A 15,071-nucleotide genomic window follows, 5' to 3' on the forward strand; every position below is an offset into this window, starting at 1 on the left:
CTTGGACTGGTCTCGATACTGGATACGATCAATCGGCTTAACCGCATGGCCTGAACCGCCGTGTACGGAACCGTACGCACGGTGGTGTGGGAGGACGGCGGCCGTGAGGCCGCCTCCTACCCGATCCCAAAGAAAGATCCACCTCGGCTCTTGCTTCCATCGATCACGCCAAGGACTGGTTACTCATCCGTCCCTTTGCATTCCGTGTCGTGCTCCGATAAACGAAGCACTCCTTGCTCGTCAATCCCGCTCGGGCTGTTCAAACTCTGAACAACATGCTACAAACGACCGCAACCCGAATGATCTAGCCGCTTGAAAACGAAGGGAAAACCATGACCAAGTCGGAGTTGATCGAGCGAATCGTCACCCAGCAGGGGCTGCTGTCGTCGAAGGATGTCGAGCTGGCCATCAAGACCATGCTTGAGCAAATGGCTCAGGCTCTGGCCACTGGCGACCGGATCGAGATCCGCGGCTTTGGTAGCTTTTCCCTGCACTACCGCGCCCCCCGCGTAGGCCGCAATCCCAAAACCGGCCAATCCGTCAGCCTTGACGGAAAATTCGTCCCGCATTTCAAGCCTGGGAAGGAGTTGCGGGATCGGGTGAATGACGAGGAATAAATTTCCTGCAGCGTCGTTAATGTGGATTTATATCTCTGCCGGGCCCATCGCAGAGTGCCATCTCAAGTATCAAATGCACGAATGCGCTGAAGCCGAGTCGAGCCTCACGGTGTTGAAGGTGAAAGCTTAGTGTCGTGCACCCTCATCCGGCATGCTCAGCAGCTGCTTTTCACGGTTCCAGTCGAACGGTTCGTCGTTCTGCTCGGCTTCGTAGCGGCGCTCTTCGAGTTGCTGGAAGACGGCGATCTCGTCATCCGGCATGAAGTGCAGGCAGTCGCCGCCGAAGTACCACAGCAAATCGCGCGGAACCAGGTGGGCGATTTGGGGATAGCGGTGGAAAACCTGGCAGATCAGGTCCTGGCCCATATGACGCTCTTCCGGGACGTTCTGCAGATTCATGATCAGCTCGTCGAAGCGTTCGAGAAACAGTGCGTGGCTTTCTTCCGAGACTTGTTCGGCCTCGCCCATGGCGAGCAGGATGCCGCGCAGATGGGCCAGCAGGGCCAGGTTGTGATCGTGGTATGGATTGGCCATGTGTTCACCTGTGTCGGTTTTCAGAAAGGCGCGATTATAGGCGTGCGCGCCAGTGATTTGGGGTGTCTGGTTGACTCGCTGAAAGCCCGCGGGTTCGGTTTTTCGGATGAGGCGATTGTTGGGCCGCCAGCTTGGCTACGCCAGAAAGCGAGCCTTCTAGCGGCTCGCCAACAGGGCGACGTACTAGCCTGGTTTGGTCGAGCCAGGCTGGGCTGGAATGCTGACCAAACTGAGCAGGTAGCCTTCGAAGGTAGTGAACTGGCCGCCTAGCTCGATGCCGTTGCGCCAGTTTGCGGATAGATCGATCAACAAACGCAGGCGCGCAGCTCCTTGATGAGTGGCGTCCAGCACTTCGGCATGCTGGAAGTAGAAGCGTCGCTTCACCAGCGGATACAGTGCTTTGAACAGACTTTCCTTTAACGAGAAGGTTCGGGTTACCAGTTCGGAGCGCTCGTCTTCGTTTAGCGGAGAGTAGAGTTCCAGTTCGCGGGGTGTGAGGATTTCGGCGGCCAGGCGGTCGGCTCGTTCGGGAGCAAGAAGGCGCTCGATATCCAGCCCCAGCCCGCTCCATTGCTGGCTGGAACCCACCACGACGCCTGCCCAGCCTGCGCCGTGGGTGATGGAGCCAACGACGCCGCGCGGCCACTGCGGTGCGCGGTCTTCACCCACTGGCGGCACGAATGCAGTGCCGGTCAGGCCTCGCAGGGCCTCCCGAGCGCACAAGCGTCCAGCGAGAAACTCTGCCTGCCGCTTGCTGACGCCTTTCTGTGCGGGAATCGCCCAGCGGCCAAAATCCTCAGGATCGAGCAATGCCGGGTCGAAGCGTGTGCTCATCAGGCTGACACCCGCCAAGGCTTGCGGTAGCGGCCAGTGGTCGGTGAGTGGCGTGCAGCAGCGCGGGTAGGAAGGCAGATCGTTCATGGTCGCTATTCTGCCTCAAGGCAGGTATTGGATGTGATCGCGCTGCGGCGGACGCGCCGTACTTCGCCTGGCGGATTACCCCTTGCTCAGCGCGCTGTTTCACCGGCATCGGTCCCGTTCCAGGTTGATGCTTGGCATCTGGACTGCTTCCCGCCGTCCCTCTCCCGCAGGGAGAGGGTGTGCAAATCAACTGCACGCCATCGTTGCTAACGGCTGCAGCTCCGCTTCAGGAGGAATAGACCGTATCAAGGCTGCGGTTATTTTTTCACGCGCTGCTCGCTATGCCTTCAGGGTGCCTGCTAGGGTTGAGCGCATCACCTGGACGGAGAAAGCGATGTTCGAATCAGCCGAAATTGGTCACTCCATCGACAAGGAGACCTACGATGCGGCGGTGCCAGAGTTGCGTGAAGCGCTGCTGCAGGCGCAGTACCGGCTTAAGACCCAGGCACGGTTCCCGGTCCTCATACTGATCAATGGCATCGAGGGCGCCGGCAAAGGGGAAACGATCAAGCTGCTCAACGAGTGGATGGATCCGCGGCTGATACGTGTCGACAGCTTCGATGTGCCCAGCGACGAAGAGCTCGCGCATCCACCGGCATGGCGTTTCTGGCGGCGCCTGCCGCCGAAGGGCCACACCGGGATTTTCTTCGGCAACTGGTACAGCAAGATGCTCGAGGATCGTGTGCACGGGCGCATCGATGGTGCCGAGCTGAAACTCGCCACCGCGCGGGCGCAGCGCCTGGAGCGGATGCTCTGTGACGAGGGCTCGCTGATCTTCAAGTTCTGGTTCCATCTGTCCAAGGAGCGTATGAACGCCCGGCTCGATTCGCTGAAGAATGACCCGCTGCACAGCTGGCGCATCAGCCCGTTGGATTGGCAACAGTCGAAGACTTACGACAAGTTCGTGCGCCACGGTGAGAAGATCCTGCGGCTCAGCAGCCGGGATTTTGCGCCCTGGTATGTGATTGAGGGTGCGGACGAGCGTTATCGCAGCCTGACCGTCGGCCGCATCTTGCTCGAAGGCCTGCAGGCCGCGCTGGCCGCCGCGGAGCAGCCTGGGCAGGCGGCGTCGCAGCCGCATTCGGCGCCGCTACAGATCGATCTGGATCATTTGAGCCTGTTGGACAGCTTGGATCTGAGCCAGAAGCTCACCAAGGACGACTACCAGCAGCAGCTCGCCGAGGAGCAGGCGCGGTTGTCGCAGTTGTTGCGGGATCGCCGTCTGCGCAAGCGGGGCGTGCTGGCGTTGTTCGAGGGACATGATGCGGCGGGCAAGGGGAGTGCGATTCGTCGCGTGACCGGCGCGCTCGACCCGCGCATGTACCGGACCATACAGATCGCCGCGCCCTCCGAGGAAGAACGCGCGCAGCCCTGGCTTTGGCGCTTCTGGCGGAATGTACCGGAGCGCGGAAAGTTCACCATCTTCGATCGCTCCTGGTATGGCCGCGTACTGGTCGAGCGGGTGGAAGGTTTTTGCACCCCGGATGAATGGTTGCGTGCCTATTCGGAAATCAACGACTTCGAAGAGCAGTTGGTCGATGCCGACATCGTGGTGGTGAAGTTCTGGCTGACCATCGACAAGAAAACCCAGCTCAAGCGTTTCAAGGAACGCGAGGAGACAGTCTTCAAGCGCTTCAAGATCACCGAGGAGGATTGGCGCAACCGCGAGCGCTGGGATGAGTACGGCCACGCTGTGGCGGATATGGTCGACCGCACCAGTACCGAGATCGCGCCCTGGACGCTGGTGGAGGCGAACGACAAGCGCTTCGCCAGGGTGAAGGTGCTGCGAACGTTGAATGAGGCGCTGGAGGCGGCGATCGAGAAGGGGCGTTGACCGCGACCCTGTGACCGCGGAGCTGCCGGTGGGTTGTTCGCGGTCCGCTCCCACACCTGGCCTGTGCCTGTCGTTCGTGTCGTTTCTGTGGGCAAGGGTGATTCCGCTGCCCTGTTAAGCGTTAGGAACGATCCCTGATCCGGCGCACCACGCCTCTGTGGAAGCGGACTTGCCCGCGAATCAGCGAGGCCGCTGGTCAGGCGCTATGCGCTCACCTACGGGATTGCTGGCAAGCCTGCGCAAAAGGGTGCCGGCCAGCGAGGCGATGGCCGTGCATATGCTTGCTGAATGGTCGTCGCCACGCTAGCGACGCCGGAACTATGCTCGGTTCACCGTCCACCCAGCGGTCGTGGAACAATCCGCGCGCCCAGCGCCGTCATAACATCCCCGCGACCGCCTCGATAATTGAGGTATCCCATGCGTGAAGTAGTGATCGTCGATAGCGTACGGACCGGTCTGGCCAAGTCCTTCCGTGGCAAGTTCAACATGACCCGTCCTGATGACATGGCCGCGCATTGCGTCAATGAGTTGCTGTCGCGCAATGATCTCGACCCCGCACTCGTCGAGGATTGCATCGTCGGTGCTGGCTCTAACGAGGGCGCGCAGGGCTACAACATCGGTCGCAACGTCGCGGTGCTGTCCCGTTTGGGCATTGGCTGCGCCGGTATGACGCTCAATCGCTACTGTTCGTCGGGCCTGCAGGCCATCGCCGTCGCGGCCAACCAGATCGCCTCCGGTTGCAGCGATATCATCGTCGCCGGCGGGGTGGAGTCGATCACCCTGACCCTGAAGAGCCGCAACACCGATCACCTGTTCAACCCGATCATCCAGGAGCGTGTGCCGGGCATCTACCACACCATGGGCCAGACGGCCGAACTGGTGGCACGCCGTTACAACGTGACTCGCGAGCAGCAGGATCTCTACTCGCTGCAGAGCCAGCAGCGTACTGCGCGTGCGCAGGCCGATGGGCTGTTCAGCGATGAAATCGTGCCGATGAATGTCCAGTACTACACCGAGGACAAGAACACCGGCGAGCGCACCGTGCATCAGGGTGTGGTCGAGGGAGATGATTGCAACCGCCCGGACACCACGCTGGAAAGCCTGGCCGGACTCAAGCCCGTGTTCGCTGAAGACGGCTCGGTCACCGCCGGCAACGCCTCGCAGCTGTCCGATGGCGCGTCCATGACGCTGGTGATGAGCCTGGACAAGGCCATCGAACTTGGCCTCAAGCCGCGCGCCTTTTTCCGTGGTTTCACCGTCGCAGGCTGTGAGCCGGAGGAGATGGGCATCGGGCCGGTATACGCCGTGCCGCGTCTGCTCAAGGCCAAGGGGCTGCAGATCGACGACATCGATCTGTGGGAACTCAACGAGGCCTTTGCATCGCAATGTCTGTATTGCCGCGACACGCTTGGCATCGACAACGAGAAGTACAACGTCAATGGCGGATCGATCTCGATCGGGCACCCGTTCGGAATGACCGGGTCGCGCACCGCCGGGCATATCGTCCGTGAGCTGCAGCGGCGCAACCTGCGTTATGGCGTGGTGACCATGTGTGTCGGTGGCGGTATGGGGGCTGCCGGCCTGTTCGAAGCCGTGCGCTAACAGCTTGGTGATACCGTCTGGAGACGGGCCTACTACGAAGCCGTAGCAAGCCCGTTTTCTTTTGGCCCGCGATAAAGCCGAGCCGTGCTATCGAGCCTGATCGGCTGGCCGCACAAGGGCTTGTATCTGACAGGCGTCTGGTAGTTGTCAGATGCATAGCATGGGCACAAAAAAGCCGCAGAGATCGATTGACTCTGCGGCTTTTTTTAAGTGATCGTCAGACGATCACGCAGTGCGGCTTAGCGGTTGATGTTGTATTCCGCTGCGGCACCGATGCCAACAACGTTAGCCGACGGCAGCAGCTGGCTGATGAAACGGTTCCAGCGAGTGATGTTGGCCGGACCGACGAACACGACGTCCTGCGGCTGCAGCGGGAAGTGTTTGGCCAGGGCAAGGGCGGTCGGCGACTCGGCGTTCAGCTGAAAGACCTTGGCCGGCTCGGTCATCATGTCTTCAGCACCGCGAATCACGTACAGCGCCTCACCATCGGCAGTCTCCTGACGAATGCCGCCTGCGGTGCCGATCGCGTCCATCAGGTTCATGCTGGTGGCTTTGAACGACAGCGCTTGTGGCAGGTTGACCTCGCCCAGCACGTAGATCTTGCGCTGGTCGTTGTACGGGAGGTGCAGCTGGTCGCCGTCCTTCAGGTAAACCTGGTGCAGCCACGAGTCCGGGCGGTTCAGCGAATCCATGTCAAGCATGTACTCACGACCGTCGCGCTTGAGCGTCAGACCGGTGAGGTCCGCGGTTTCGGTATCCACACCGGCTTGACCGATAGCCTGGGTGATGGTCATCGGAGCGGTGGTCACCGGGACTTCGCCGGCGGTGTCGAATGCACCGGATACGACGACGCGCTGGCTGCCGAAGCGCAGGATGGATACATCGACCTGCGGACTGTCGATGTAGTTGGTCAGGCGACGCGCAATCAGGGCACGCAGTTCTTCTATGGTCTTGCCCGCGGCTTCGATGTTGCCGATGTACGGGTAGAACAGGGTGCCATCGGGGCGTACCAGACGACCGTTGGCATCCAGCTGCTGCTGCGGGCCGGACGGCGCGGTCAGCTCCGGGTGGTCCCAGACGGTAATGTAGAGCAGGTCGTTGGCGCCGATGCGGTAGGCGCCGGGCTTGTAGTTGAGCAGTTCCTGCTTGCTGGAGGTGCCCGCGTCAGAGGCGAGGTGACCCTTGAGCATTTCGGGGGTGATGCGGATCAGCTGAACGGTGCCGTGCTCGGCTTCGGCGCCTTCCTTGAACTCATCGGGATCGAGGTATTGGCCGGGAGCGAACGCACAGCCCTGCAATACCAGGGCGGAAGTAAAAGCTAGAGCGATAAATGGTTTCATGGGTTGTTCATCCTTGACGGAGTGGTTGTTGTTCAAAGAGTGAGACGGCTTGATTCACTTTTCTGCCTGAGGCGTTTGAGTATTTTTTTCGCCTTTCCAAGAGGACCGGAGTCATCACTCCACACTCCTCAGCGACCAAACTGGATCGGTAGCCAAAGTTTCTCTCCTTCCTGAATTGTTCATCTCCAGCAGCTATCTATTCAGCTACGTAGACGCGTTTTTATTTCCCTCCTGGTTGTAAAGTCAGCGGCTGTTTGGTTGGGCAGGTTTAATTCCTAAGTTCTTCACATACGGCTGCTGCGTTACCACCGAGGCGGGATGGCGCTCATGGTTAGTTAGATGTTGAATTGCCATCCTGTCACGCTCACACAGAAGGGATAGACCGTCTCGATTTCGCTGGGTTCACCGTCGTTCAGTGCAATTGCGCCCAATTTTTCGATCATTGGGATTAGCTGTCCTGTTTCGCCGGCTTGGCCTTCTGCACGCGGTAGTTTTTTTCCCGCATGAATGCCGGAACTATGAACATCGCGTCATGTGCGTAGCGCTTAACCAGCCTTTTGGGTTCGGAAAGCATGCGATGCAACCATTCGAGTTTGCAGTTCTGCATCCACACCGGGGCCCGTTTAATACTGCCGGTAGCAAACGAAATGGATGCGCCGATACAAAAGCCCATACCGGTCCGTTCGTGACTTTCGATGGAACTGGCAAGTATTTCCTGGCGCGGCGCGCCGACTGCGTAGAGCACTAGTTCGGACGGGTTTTCCCGAACGAACTGCAATGCCCGTTGCACTTCATCCGGACGATTGATGAAGCCCATCGGTGGATTGTGGTGATAGAGCGTGATTCCGGGGTAGATCGCGCGCAGTTTGACGCATTCCTCTTCGGTCGCCCCGATCAGGACGATGCGCAGGCGCTCGCGGTCTGCCCATTCCAGCAGGTCGACGGTAAGGTCGCTGCCCGGAATCACTTCTTCGATCTGTACACCGAGGCGCTGCAGCAGTGGCTGCAGGATTCGGCTGTCGCACAGGCGCAGGCGAGCCTTGGCGTAAGCCTCACGCAGTGCAGGGTTATCCTGCAGTTGCGCTAGGTGGTCGACATTGGGGGTCACCACGAACGAGTAGGGCTGCTTGACCCCCTCGCGAATGCAGTTCAGCAGCGTCGCCTTGCTGCCGGTATAGAAATTCACACCGAACGCGTGGTTAGTCTCGTTAGACACTCATCGTTACTCCCTTGAAGGCGCCCTTGATGCCGGACCAGGCGAGGCTGGGGTGGTTGAACTCCTTGATGACGGTGATCGCCGACAGGAAACAGGCCGACGCGAAGGCAAAACCCTGGCCGTAGAAGCGCTTGTTGAATCGGGTGGCGGCGCGATTGCGGTAGTAGTGATAGAAGGCCGAGCGGCCGCCCGAGCTCAGCGAGCCGTAGTGGAAGAGCCGGCTGCTCGGCACGACGCGGATCGCAACGCCTTTCTTCTTCGCCTGGAACTGCCAGTCGACTTCCTCGGAATACATGAAGTACGCCTCGTCCATCAGGCCGATGCGATCGACCAGTTTGGCCGAGAACGCCAGGCTGCAGCCCATCAGGTAATCCGGCTGCTCGCTGGTATTTGCCATGGCTTCGAGGGTCTGGTCCTTGCCCAGCAGCTTGGCCTTGCCCAGCAGCGGGTAGAGTTTGCCGCCGCCGTAGCATTCCAGGCGCCCGGTGTCGGCGCTGAGGATGACCGAGCCGACGAATTGGCGATCGTTCTCCTTCAGCGCATCGAGCAACGGTGTAAAGGCATCACTGTCGACATAGGTGTCGTTGTTGACGATCCAGAAAGTGGTCACTGGCAGATTGTCCAGCGCCCAACGCAGGCCGTAGTTGTTGCCACCGGCGTAGCCGTTGTTCTCCGGGTTGGCGAGAACGGTAACGTTGTGGCGCGGCTGCGCTTCCAGCCACTGGTTGAATGCCACCACGGAACCATCCTGGGAGTCATTGTCGATGACCACCACATGGTTGAGAGCCGGGCAATGAGCGAGCAAGCTCTCAACGCAACTGATGGTTTCAGTAGCTGCCTTGTAGTTGAGGATAAGCGCGACGTTCATGGATGGGTTCCTGGCGGCGAAGGTGACGGGCCCTGAGGGCGTGAATGACGAACAGCAATGCGAAAACCGGTTGGCCGTATTCGAAGAATCCGTTGAGCGGCCAGATGACGAAGAAGGCCAGCATCGTCGAGTAGATGAAGGTCATGTCGGTGGCAATGTTCTTAGCGATGCGGTGATAGACGAACAGTGTCATCGGGACGATGAGGAAGGTCAGAAAGCCGAAGCGGAACAGCGTTCCGATGATTCCGACATCTGACAGGAAGAAGTGCTCGCCGAAGTACGGGATGAAGCCGTCCTGCCACATCAGCGAAAGCGAGCCGCTGGGCAGCCAGTTGACCTGATCCAGATGGTCGAAGATCAGAGAAATGGTGACCGAGCGGGCGCCGTCTTCCACGCCTTCCAGCGTGCTGTCGTAGAACTCCGTGTTGAGCCCGAGAATTTCCAGCAGGCTCGGGTAGAAATAGAAAGGCGACAGCAGAATCGATAGCGAAGCCGCCCAGATGACGGCCTTGGCACGCAGACAGAACAGGGTGAAGGCCAGGCACAGGACGATCAGCTGGCGCGTCTGGGTTGCAAACACCAGGGTCAGCAGCAGTAGGGCGGCGATCACTAGATAGAAGGTCTTGTTCCGCGCGGCCCCGTTGATCGGCGAGGCGCCCTTCGACCAGATCTGGATGCAGTAGAAGTACGCCAGGCAGATCAGGTACGGACCGATTGATGATCGATCCGGGCGGTCATCCGAGCGCACTTCCGGGCGCATGTCGGGGATCACACCGAACTTGAAGCACCAGGAGAAGAACGCGGCGGCCAAGGCTGCATAGAGCAGGGCGCGTTCGAACTGCAGGGTGCTGACGCGCTTGCCGAGGAACAACAGCGGCGCAAAGCCCAGGCAGAACAGCACGCGGCGCTCTTCGATGAGCCCGAACACGATCGGTTGGCCGTAGGTGAAATAGGCGAAAACCGCCGGCATCAAGAGAAAAACGACCGTGCTGTACAGGCAGTAGTACATCAGGATGCGAAATTCACGCGGAGCGTTTTCCGCCGATGCCAGCAACAGCAGAATGGTGAACACGATGCTGACTGCCAGGTACAGCTCGTTCAGCCCCTTGATGCCGTAGGGGTTGTGCGGGCTGTCACCAAACACCGAGAAGTGCAGTATCAGTGCCAGTATCAGCAACGGAAAAAAGAAGAAGCGTGAACTGAAATTCGTCATCAACCTGAGTCCTTAGGTATTGGTTCCTTGAGCGCCACAGCCTTTCAAGCTGTTTCCAGCGCCCGCTTCTTGATCTTCTTGCGCCGCACCAAGAGACCGGTGAACGCCTTGAAGCTCTGGTAGAACCCGATCTCCTTTACCCCTTTGCCAAGCTCGAAGCCTTTGTACGTAGGGGTCTTGAGCAACAGCAGCTTCATCGCCAGCAGCCGCGGCAGGATCGTCGTGCGGCGGTAGTACTGGAACGGCTGAATGGAGAAGATGCCGCCCGTATCGAAAGCCTCGGCTTTGACAACGCCAGCAGCCTCCGCGTTGCGAAAAAGTTCGCGACCTTTTGCGGTGCGTACCAGAATCAGCGAATTGCCCTCGCGCTCCTCGAAGGAGGGGTAGCCCTTTTCATCGCCTTCCCAGCCATCGGCGCAGACGATGTCGGCGAATTCGCCAATGCCGTCCGGGCAGATCTTGCAGCGGGTTTGCAGGTGGCGGTTGAGCACCTTTCCCCAGGAATCGTTGTAGGTCATGGTGCGTTCGTCGCCATTCTTCAGCGTGGCCTTGGTCAGCCCCGGCCAGCCGTCGCCGCGGTAGCGGAAGGCGGTGACGTCGCTGCGTTTTACCTCCAGCTTGTCCAGCACCTGCTCGGTGCCCTGCAGGCTCGGCGTGCCGGCGCACATGAAGGAGACGATGTAGGGAATGTTCTCCTTTAGCCGCGGGTTGTGCTGCTGCATCTGGCGCACGGCGGCGACGTCGCACGGCTTGCCGATGAAAAGGTACTTCTCGGTGGACATGGCCACCCACCTCAGCGCTTCGCCCGGGCTGGCCGGCGCGTAGCGAGAGCCGGAAGAGGCGATGACGTTCTGCCGCGAGCGGCTGATGGTGGCGACGTTCTCCAGCGGATCGGTCTGCGAAGCCTGGATCTGGATCACGCCATCGACCAGCTTGTTCTCCAGGCAATACTGCGCCAGCGCCGAGATCACGCCGCCGGACGAGCCAGCCTGACGGATCTCGTTATCAGCGGCGTAGCCTTTGAGAGTGTCGAGGATCTCGCCCCATATCGGGTGGTAGTTCTCCGACTTGTACGGGCGAATATCCAGATTCAGCGCCGGGCAGGACTTGGCGAAAGCGGCGCTGGTCTGCGCGTTGGCCACCGGCTTGTTCTGGTACTGGCTGTTGAGGACCGGACGGTGATAGCCATCGCCAGTCAGACGAATCTTGATAGCGTCGTCGTCTGCGACCGAGCTGCACATGCCACAGCCGCTGCACAAGTCGTTGTTCAGCACGCGATTCAATGAAGCTTTCATACCTGCCTTCCCTTGAGCGGCCGGTCGAGCGCGATGCGCGACCGGCAGTATTTAACGAGTTCGGTCATGCCGGCTGGCGCCGCTTGCGATAGATGTTGAACACCGCATAACCGTAGATAAGCGTCAGGACGACCATGCCCAGAGTGGACACCCAGGGAGCCGCCTGTATCCCGTGCGAGGGGATGAAAATCCAGTAACAGAGCACCGTGATCACGCCCGAGGCGATGATTCCGAAGGTGCGTAGGAAGCCTGTGCCCATCGCCATCAGCTGTACGCCAAGGCCGGCGGCGATGAAGCGTGCCGCGGTGAAGCAGGCGAAGGCCAGCCAGAGGGTGTTCAGCTCGGCGTACTCGGCGCCGAGGAAGTAGTCGGTGAACAGCGGCCCGATGAAGAAGAACGCCAGGGCAAACACCAGTCCCATGCCCGCGTATTCGCCGAGGATGCGCAGGCCATAGCGGGCCAGCCCGGCGGCCTTGTTGTGCAGCTGGTAGGCGAAACGAGGGATGTGCACGCTGGCCAGCAGCACGCTGAACGGCACCGCGCCCTGGATCAGGCGCGAGCCTGCGAAGTAGATGCCTGCGGCTTCGCGCCCGGCGAGGTGGTTGACGAGGATGACGTCCAGCTGGGCGAAGATGTTGGTCGCACCGCTGTCCACCGCGAAGCTGGTGGAAGACCTGAAGCGCTCGGCCAGCACCTTCCAGGAGTTGCGCAGGATGCCGCCCAGTTCGAGGATCTTCGACAGCGCGCGCAGGGCGAAAGTCGCGTAGATCAGACGTGACACCAGAAAGGCGGCGCCGATGGCCAGCACATCGTTGCGCAGCAGGATCGCCGCGCCGATCAGGACGAAATGCACCAGTGCCGTCGCAGCCACGATCTTCGTCTCGCGATGGAACTGGCCAATGCTGCGAAACACCGTCAGGCCAAGGTCGCCATAGGAGGAGGCAATCGTGCCGAGCAGGAACAGCACTGCGGCGAAGCGCTCGGTGGTGTGCAGATCGAGGACGAACAGAATGATCGGCAGCAGCACGATGCAGGCCGGCAGTACCAGTACGGACTTCGCCGCCAGGCTGGCGGACATGATCTCGCCCGCGCGATGGCGCTCGGCGCCGATGTCGCGCAAGGCGCGCATGCCGAAGCCGTAGTCGGTCACCAGGGCGACGATGGTCGACCAGGTGATCACGATCGAAATGAAGCCGAAGTCTCTCGGCCCCAGCGTTCGCGCGAGGATCAGCAGGGTGCCGAGCTGCACGGCGGTGCGGGCCGCCGTGGTAACCCCCATCAGGGCGTGATCGCGCATGGTTATCTCTGATACGCGGCCTGAGGCTGGTGCAGGGTGGAGAGGATCTGCTCCAGCGCCACGCCGTAGGCGTCTAGCTTGCGGCGGATGATCGCGCCGCTGGCGGCAACTTCGGCCTTGAGCTGTTCACGGTTGTCCAGATGCGCGAGAACCAGCTCCAGTGCGCTCTCGGTGTCCTCGGTCTTGAGGTCCACCACGCGGTGGTAGTCGAGCGACTGATAGAGCCCGGCGAACTTGCGGCTGTAGGCCAGCGGCACGACCGGCACACCGGCGGAAAACGCACCGATGGTCGCGTGCATGCGCGCGCCGACGAAGAAGTCCATGCCGCTGATGTAGGACTTGGCCTCGATCGGCCCCTTGAAGCGCGGCGCCAGCTTGAGCTCGGGATACTGCTGCTGCAGTTGCTGGGACACGGTGTAGTCGTCTTCGGCGGGGAAGCCGATCGGGATCACGTGGGGCACCAGGTGCACTTCGTGGTCGCGATCGAGCAGCGTGCGGATCAGGCGGTCCGTCAGTACCTTGTAATCGGCACGCAGGCCGAACTGATTGGCGGTGCCTTCGTATCCGCCGTGATGCAGCAGCGCCGACACGCTGAGGCCGACAGCCAGCTTGCTTGGGTCGCGCTGTTCGCTCTGGCGCTCGAAGGGCAGGGCGAAGGCGACGTCGATGACTTCGTCGCGATTGGGAATGTTCAGCTGCTTGAGCACGTCGAACGACTGGTGATCGCGGGCGAAGACCATGGTGCTCTTCTTCATCGCCCAGGCCGAAGCCTTGGTGCCCCAGTCCGACTTGAACGGGCCGATGGTCTGCGGCGAGAGGATCAGCGGAACGCGACCGCCCAGGGCCATGCCTTTGCTGACCAGCAGCTTGATCAGGCGCTTGGCACCATAGATGTCGGAAAAGCTGTCGCCTTCGCCGATATCGAATACCGCGTCACAGGAGCTGATCGCCTGGTACAGGCCGTGGGGATTCTTCAGCAGCGCCTTCTCGTTGAACTCGATGAATTCGTACTTGAAACGCTCGGTGGACGGCGGGTAGTCGCAGGGGCCGGACGAACCGATGATCAGGAACTCCGGGGTGATCCCGCATTTACGCGCGGCCTCGTCGATCAGCAGCATGTTGGAAATGCTCAGGGCGCCAACCCCGAGGTTGCCGGAAGAGAACGAGTGCCATAGCAGTCCGAATTTCATGTTCGAGTCACTCCAGAATCAGTCAGCGTTGTGCGCAGGTGTAGGGCCAATGGCAGTGCAGTCGTTCGCCAGGTGTTTGCGCATGAGCTCCATCTGAGGACGGTCCTCGCCCTTGCGCGGCTCGATTGCAAGCTTGTAGGTGCCCCAGCCGGGGCCGCCGGCCCAGTAGGCGCTGGGTACGCAGTTGTCATTGAGGTAGGCGAGCAGGTTGTCCATGGCGACCGCCGCTTTGGGCAGGTCATCGGGAATGCCGTATTCGCCGAGGAAGCCTTTCTGGCCGTGTTTCTTCAGCCATTCGATAAAAGGGCGCGCGCGCTCGACGCCGATCATCGGGTCGATATCGCGGCTGGTCTGCACCATGTACTTGCCGGAGAAATCCTGGTCGAAATACAGGTGCGCTTCGTAGACGATGCGGTCGGCCGGGTCGTTGATGAGGAAGTTGGCGTTCACCAGCGGCCAGTGGTACGCGCTGGACCAGCGCTCGCCTTCGATGAAGATCAGCGTCTGATCGTCGACTTCGCGAATCGCATCGACCGCCGCTTGCGCCGCGCCTGGCCAGAGTCCAACGGTGCCGTGTGGCTCGTTCATGATGTCGTAGCCGAGCAGGCCGCGGTGACCCTTGAAGCGCTTGGCCAGTTCGCGCCACACCGATGCGTAGGCGTCGTAAGGCACCTTGCTCGAGCCGATGAGTTCGCCGTGGTAACGACCATAGTTGTGCATGTCCAGAATGACCTTCTGGCCATTCATCGCGGCCAGATCCAGGGTCTTCTTCAACAACCGGATCTGGTCGAAGTTCAATCCGTCATCGAGCGAGTGTTGAACCCGCTCCCAGATGAAGGGAAAGCGGATCAGGCGGATGCCTTGATCGGCGTAGTACTTGAAGTGCTTCTTTTCCGGATAGAAGTAGTTCGTGCCGTTCTTGCCCGGAGTCACGTGTGGGGCAAATCCGGCGCCGGAGATATTGACCCCGAGCAGGGCGAGGCCCGTGTCGCTGGTTGGCCAATCGGCGGCGCTCGCGCCGACTGCGGACAGCGTGGCCACCAGTGCCACAGCCAGTCGTGTGAGGCGTTGTGCTGGCCGGTTGGGGTGTCTGGTCATCGCTAACACCTATCTTCGGGCAAAAGTAAGTTCCACTGACGCTCGG

General features: G+C 60.6%; 13 protein-coding genes. 3 read left to right on the forward strand and 10 right to left on the reverse strand.

Annotated elements, in window-relative coordinates:
- Positions 1-332 precede the first annotated feature (332 nt).
- Positions 333-617 carry an integration host factor subunit beta gene (gene ihfB, locus IEG05_RS17330; protein WP_003292908.1) on the forward strand — a complete coding sequence of 95 codons (285 nt, stop codon included), beginning with the start codon at positions 333-335 and terminating at the stop codon, positions 615-617.
- Between the two features lie 126 nt (positions 618-743).
- Here ihfB and IEG05_RS17335 read toward each other — a convergent pair whose 3' ends face one another.
- Both IEG05_RS17335 and IEG05_RS17340 read right to left on the reverse strand, forming a co-directional pair.
- The gene (locus tag IEG05_RS17335; RefSeq protein WP_014820800.1) at positions 744-1,151 is read right to left on the reverse strand and encodes a PA2817 family protein; all 408 of its coding nucleotides are present in this window, start codon (positions 1,149-1,151) and stop codon (positions 744-746) included.
- Positions 1,152-1,334: 183 nt separating this feature from the next.
- On the reverse strand, positions 1,335-2,072 hold the full coding sequence (locus IEG05_RS17340; RefSeq protein ID WP_191122435.1) for a 4'-phosphopantetheinyl transferase family protein: 738 nt from the start codon (positions 2,070-2,072) through the stop codon (positions 1,335-1,337).
- Positions 2,073-2,406: 334 nt separating this feature from the next.
- Between IEG05_RS17340 and pap the strand changes: the two genes are divergently transcribed.
- Both pap and IEG05_RS17350 read left to right on the forward strand, forming a co-directional pair.
- Positions 2,407-3,906: a polyphosphate:AMP phosphotransferase gene (gene pap, locus IEG05_RS17345; protein ID WP_191122461.1), complete on the forward strand. Its 1,500-nt coding sequence runs from the start codon at positions 2,407-2,409 to the stop codon at positions 3,904-3,906.
- 417 nt (positions 3,907-4,323) lie between these two features.
- The gene (locus tag IEG05_RS17350; RefSeq protein ID WP_191122436.1) at positions 4,324-5,508 is read left to right on the forward strand and encodes a thiolase family protein; all 1,185 of its coding nucleotides are present in this window, start codon (positions 4,324-4,326) and stop codon (positions 5,506-5,508) included.
- 239 nt (positions 5,509-5,747) lie between these two features.
- On the opposite strand, the gene IEG05_RS17355 is transcribed toward IEG05_RS17350, so the two are convergent.
- The 8 genes from IEG05_RS17355 to IEG05_RS17390 all read right to left on the reverse strand — a co-directional run bounded on the left by IEG05_RS17355 (position 5,748) and on the right by IEG05_RS17390 (position 15,025).
- Positions 5,748-6,848 (reverse strand): polysaccharide biosynthesis/export family protein, encoded by a 1,101-nt coding sequence (locus tag IEG05_RS17355; RefSeq protein ID WP_044314203.1) that lies wholly within the window; start codon positions 6,846-6,848, stop codon positions 5,748-5,750.
- A gap of 448 nt (positions 6,849-7,296) precedes the next feature.
- Positions 7,297-8,064, reverse strand: a complete 768-nt coding sequence (locus IEG05_RS17360; RefSeq protein ID WP_036998962.1) for a WecB/TagA/CpsF family glycosyltransferase — start codon at positions 8,062-8,064, stop codon at positions 7,297-7,299.
- Positions 8,057-8,932 carry a glycosyltransferase family 2 protein gene (locus tag IEG05_RS17365; RefSeq protein WP_191122437.1) on the reverse strand — a complete coding sequence of 292 codons (876 nt, stop codon included), beginning with the start codon at positions 8,930-8,932 and terminating at the stop codon, positions 8,057-8,059. The genes IEG05_RS17360 and IEG05_RS17365 overlap by 8 nt, the downstream gene beginning before the upstream one ends.
- Complete coding sequence (locus IEG05_RS17370) at positions 8,892-10,145, reverse strand: hypothetical protein (RefSeq protein ID WP_191122438.1); 1,254 nt, start codon at positions 10,143-10,145, stop codon at positions 8,892-8,894. The genes IEG05_RS17365 and IEG05_RS17370 overlap by 41 nt, the downstream gene beginning before the upstream one ends.
- Before the next feature lie 44 nt (positions 10,146-10,189).
- On the reverse strand, positions 10,190-11,440 hold the full coding sequence (locus tag IEG05_RS17375; protein WP_191122439.1) for a Coenzyme F420 hydrogenase/dehydrogenase, beta subunit C-terminal domain: 1,251 nt from the start codon (positions 11,438-11,440) through the stop codon (positions 10,190-10,192).
- 64 nt (positions 11,441-11,504) lie between these two features.
- Complete coding sequence (locus tag IEG05_RS17380; RefSeq protein WP_191122440.1) at positions 11,505-12,737, reverse strand: oligosaccharide flippase family protein; 1,233 nt, start codon at positions 12,735-12,737, stop codon at positions 11,505-11,507.
- Between the two features lie 2 nt (positions 12,738-12,739).
- A complete protein-coding gene (locus tag IEG05_RS17385; RefSeq protein WP_191122441.1) occupies positions 12,740-13,927 on the reverse strand; it encodes a polysaccharide pyruvyl transferase family protein in 1,188 nt (395 codons plus the stop codon).
- 18 nt (positions 13,928-13,945) lie between these two features.
- Positions 13,946-15,025: a glycoside hydrolase family 5 protein gene (locus IEG05_RS17390; protein ID WP_191122442.1), complete on the reverse strand. Its 1,080-nt coding sequence runs from the start codon at positions 15,023-15,025 to the stop codon at positions 13,946-13,948.
- Positions 15,026-15,071 lie beyond the last annotated feature (46 nt).

It is taken from the genome of Stutzerimonas kunmingensis, from assembly GCF_014764705.1.
Lineage (GTDB): Bacteria > Pseudomonadota > Gammaproteobacteria > Pseudomonadales > Pseudomonadaceae > Stutzerimonas.

What these genes read in the sequence shown, in the direction of transcription:
- ihfB (WP_003292908.1), top strand. Translation starts at nt 333, where the DNA reads ATGACCAAGTCGGAGTTGATCGAGCGAATCGTCACCCAGCAGGGGCTG.
- IEG05_RS17335 (WP_014820800.1), bottom strand. Translation starts at nt 1,151, where the DNA reads ATGGCCAATCCATACCACGATCACAACCTGGCCCTGCTGGCCCATCTG.
- IEG05_RS17340 (WP_191122435.1), bottom strand. Translation starts at nt 2,072, where the DNA reads ATGAACGATCTGCCTTCCTACCCGCGCTGCTGCACGCCACTCACCGAC.
- pap (WP_191122461.1), top strand. Translation starts at nt 2,407, where the DNA reads ATGTTCGAATCAGCCGAAATTGGTCACTCCATCGACAAGGAGACCTAC.
- IEG05_RS17350 (WP_191122436.1), top strand. Translation starts at nt 4,324, where the DNA reads ATGCGTGAAGTAGTGATCGTCGATAGCGTACGGACCGGTCTGGCCAAG.
- IEG05_RS17355 (WP_044314203.1), bottom strand. Translation starts at nt 6,848, where the DNA reads ATGAAACCATTTATCGCTCTAGCTTTTACTTCCGCCCTGGTATTGCAG.
- IEG05_RS17365 (WP_191122437.1), bottom strand. Translation starts at nt 8,932, where the DNA reads ATGAACGTCGCGCTTATCCTCAACTACAAGGCAGCTACTGAAACCATC.
- IEG05_RS17370 (WP_191122438.1), bottom strand. Translation starts at nt 10,145, where the DNA reads ATGACGAATTTCAGTTCACGCTTCTTCTTTTTTCCGTTGCTGATACTG.
- IEG05_RS17375 (WP_191122439.1), bottom strand. Translation starts at nt 11,440, where the DNA reads ATGAAAGCTTCATTGAATCGCGTGCTGAACAACGACTTGTGCAGCGGC.
- IEG05_RS17380 (WP_191122440.1), bottom strand. Translation starts at nt 12,737, where the DNA reads ATGCGCGATCACGCCCTGATGGGGGTTACCACGGCGGCCCGCACCGCC.
- IEG05_RS17385 (WP_191122441.1), bottom strand. Translation starts at nt 13,927, where the DNA reads ATGAAATTCGGACTGCTATGGCACTCGTTCTCTTCCGGCAACCTCGGG.
- IEG05_RS17390 (WP_191122442.1), bottom strand. Translation starts at nt 15,025, where the DNA reads ATGACCAGACACCCCAACCGGCCAGCACAACGCCTCACACGACTGGCT.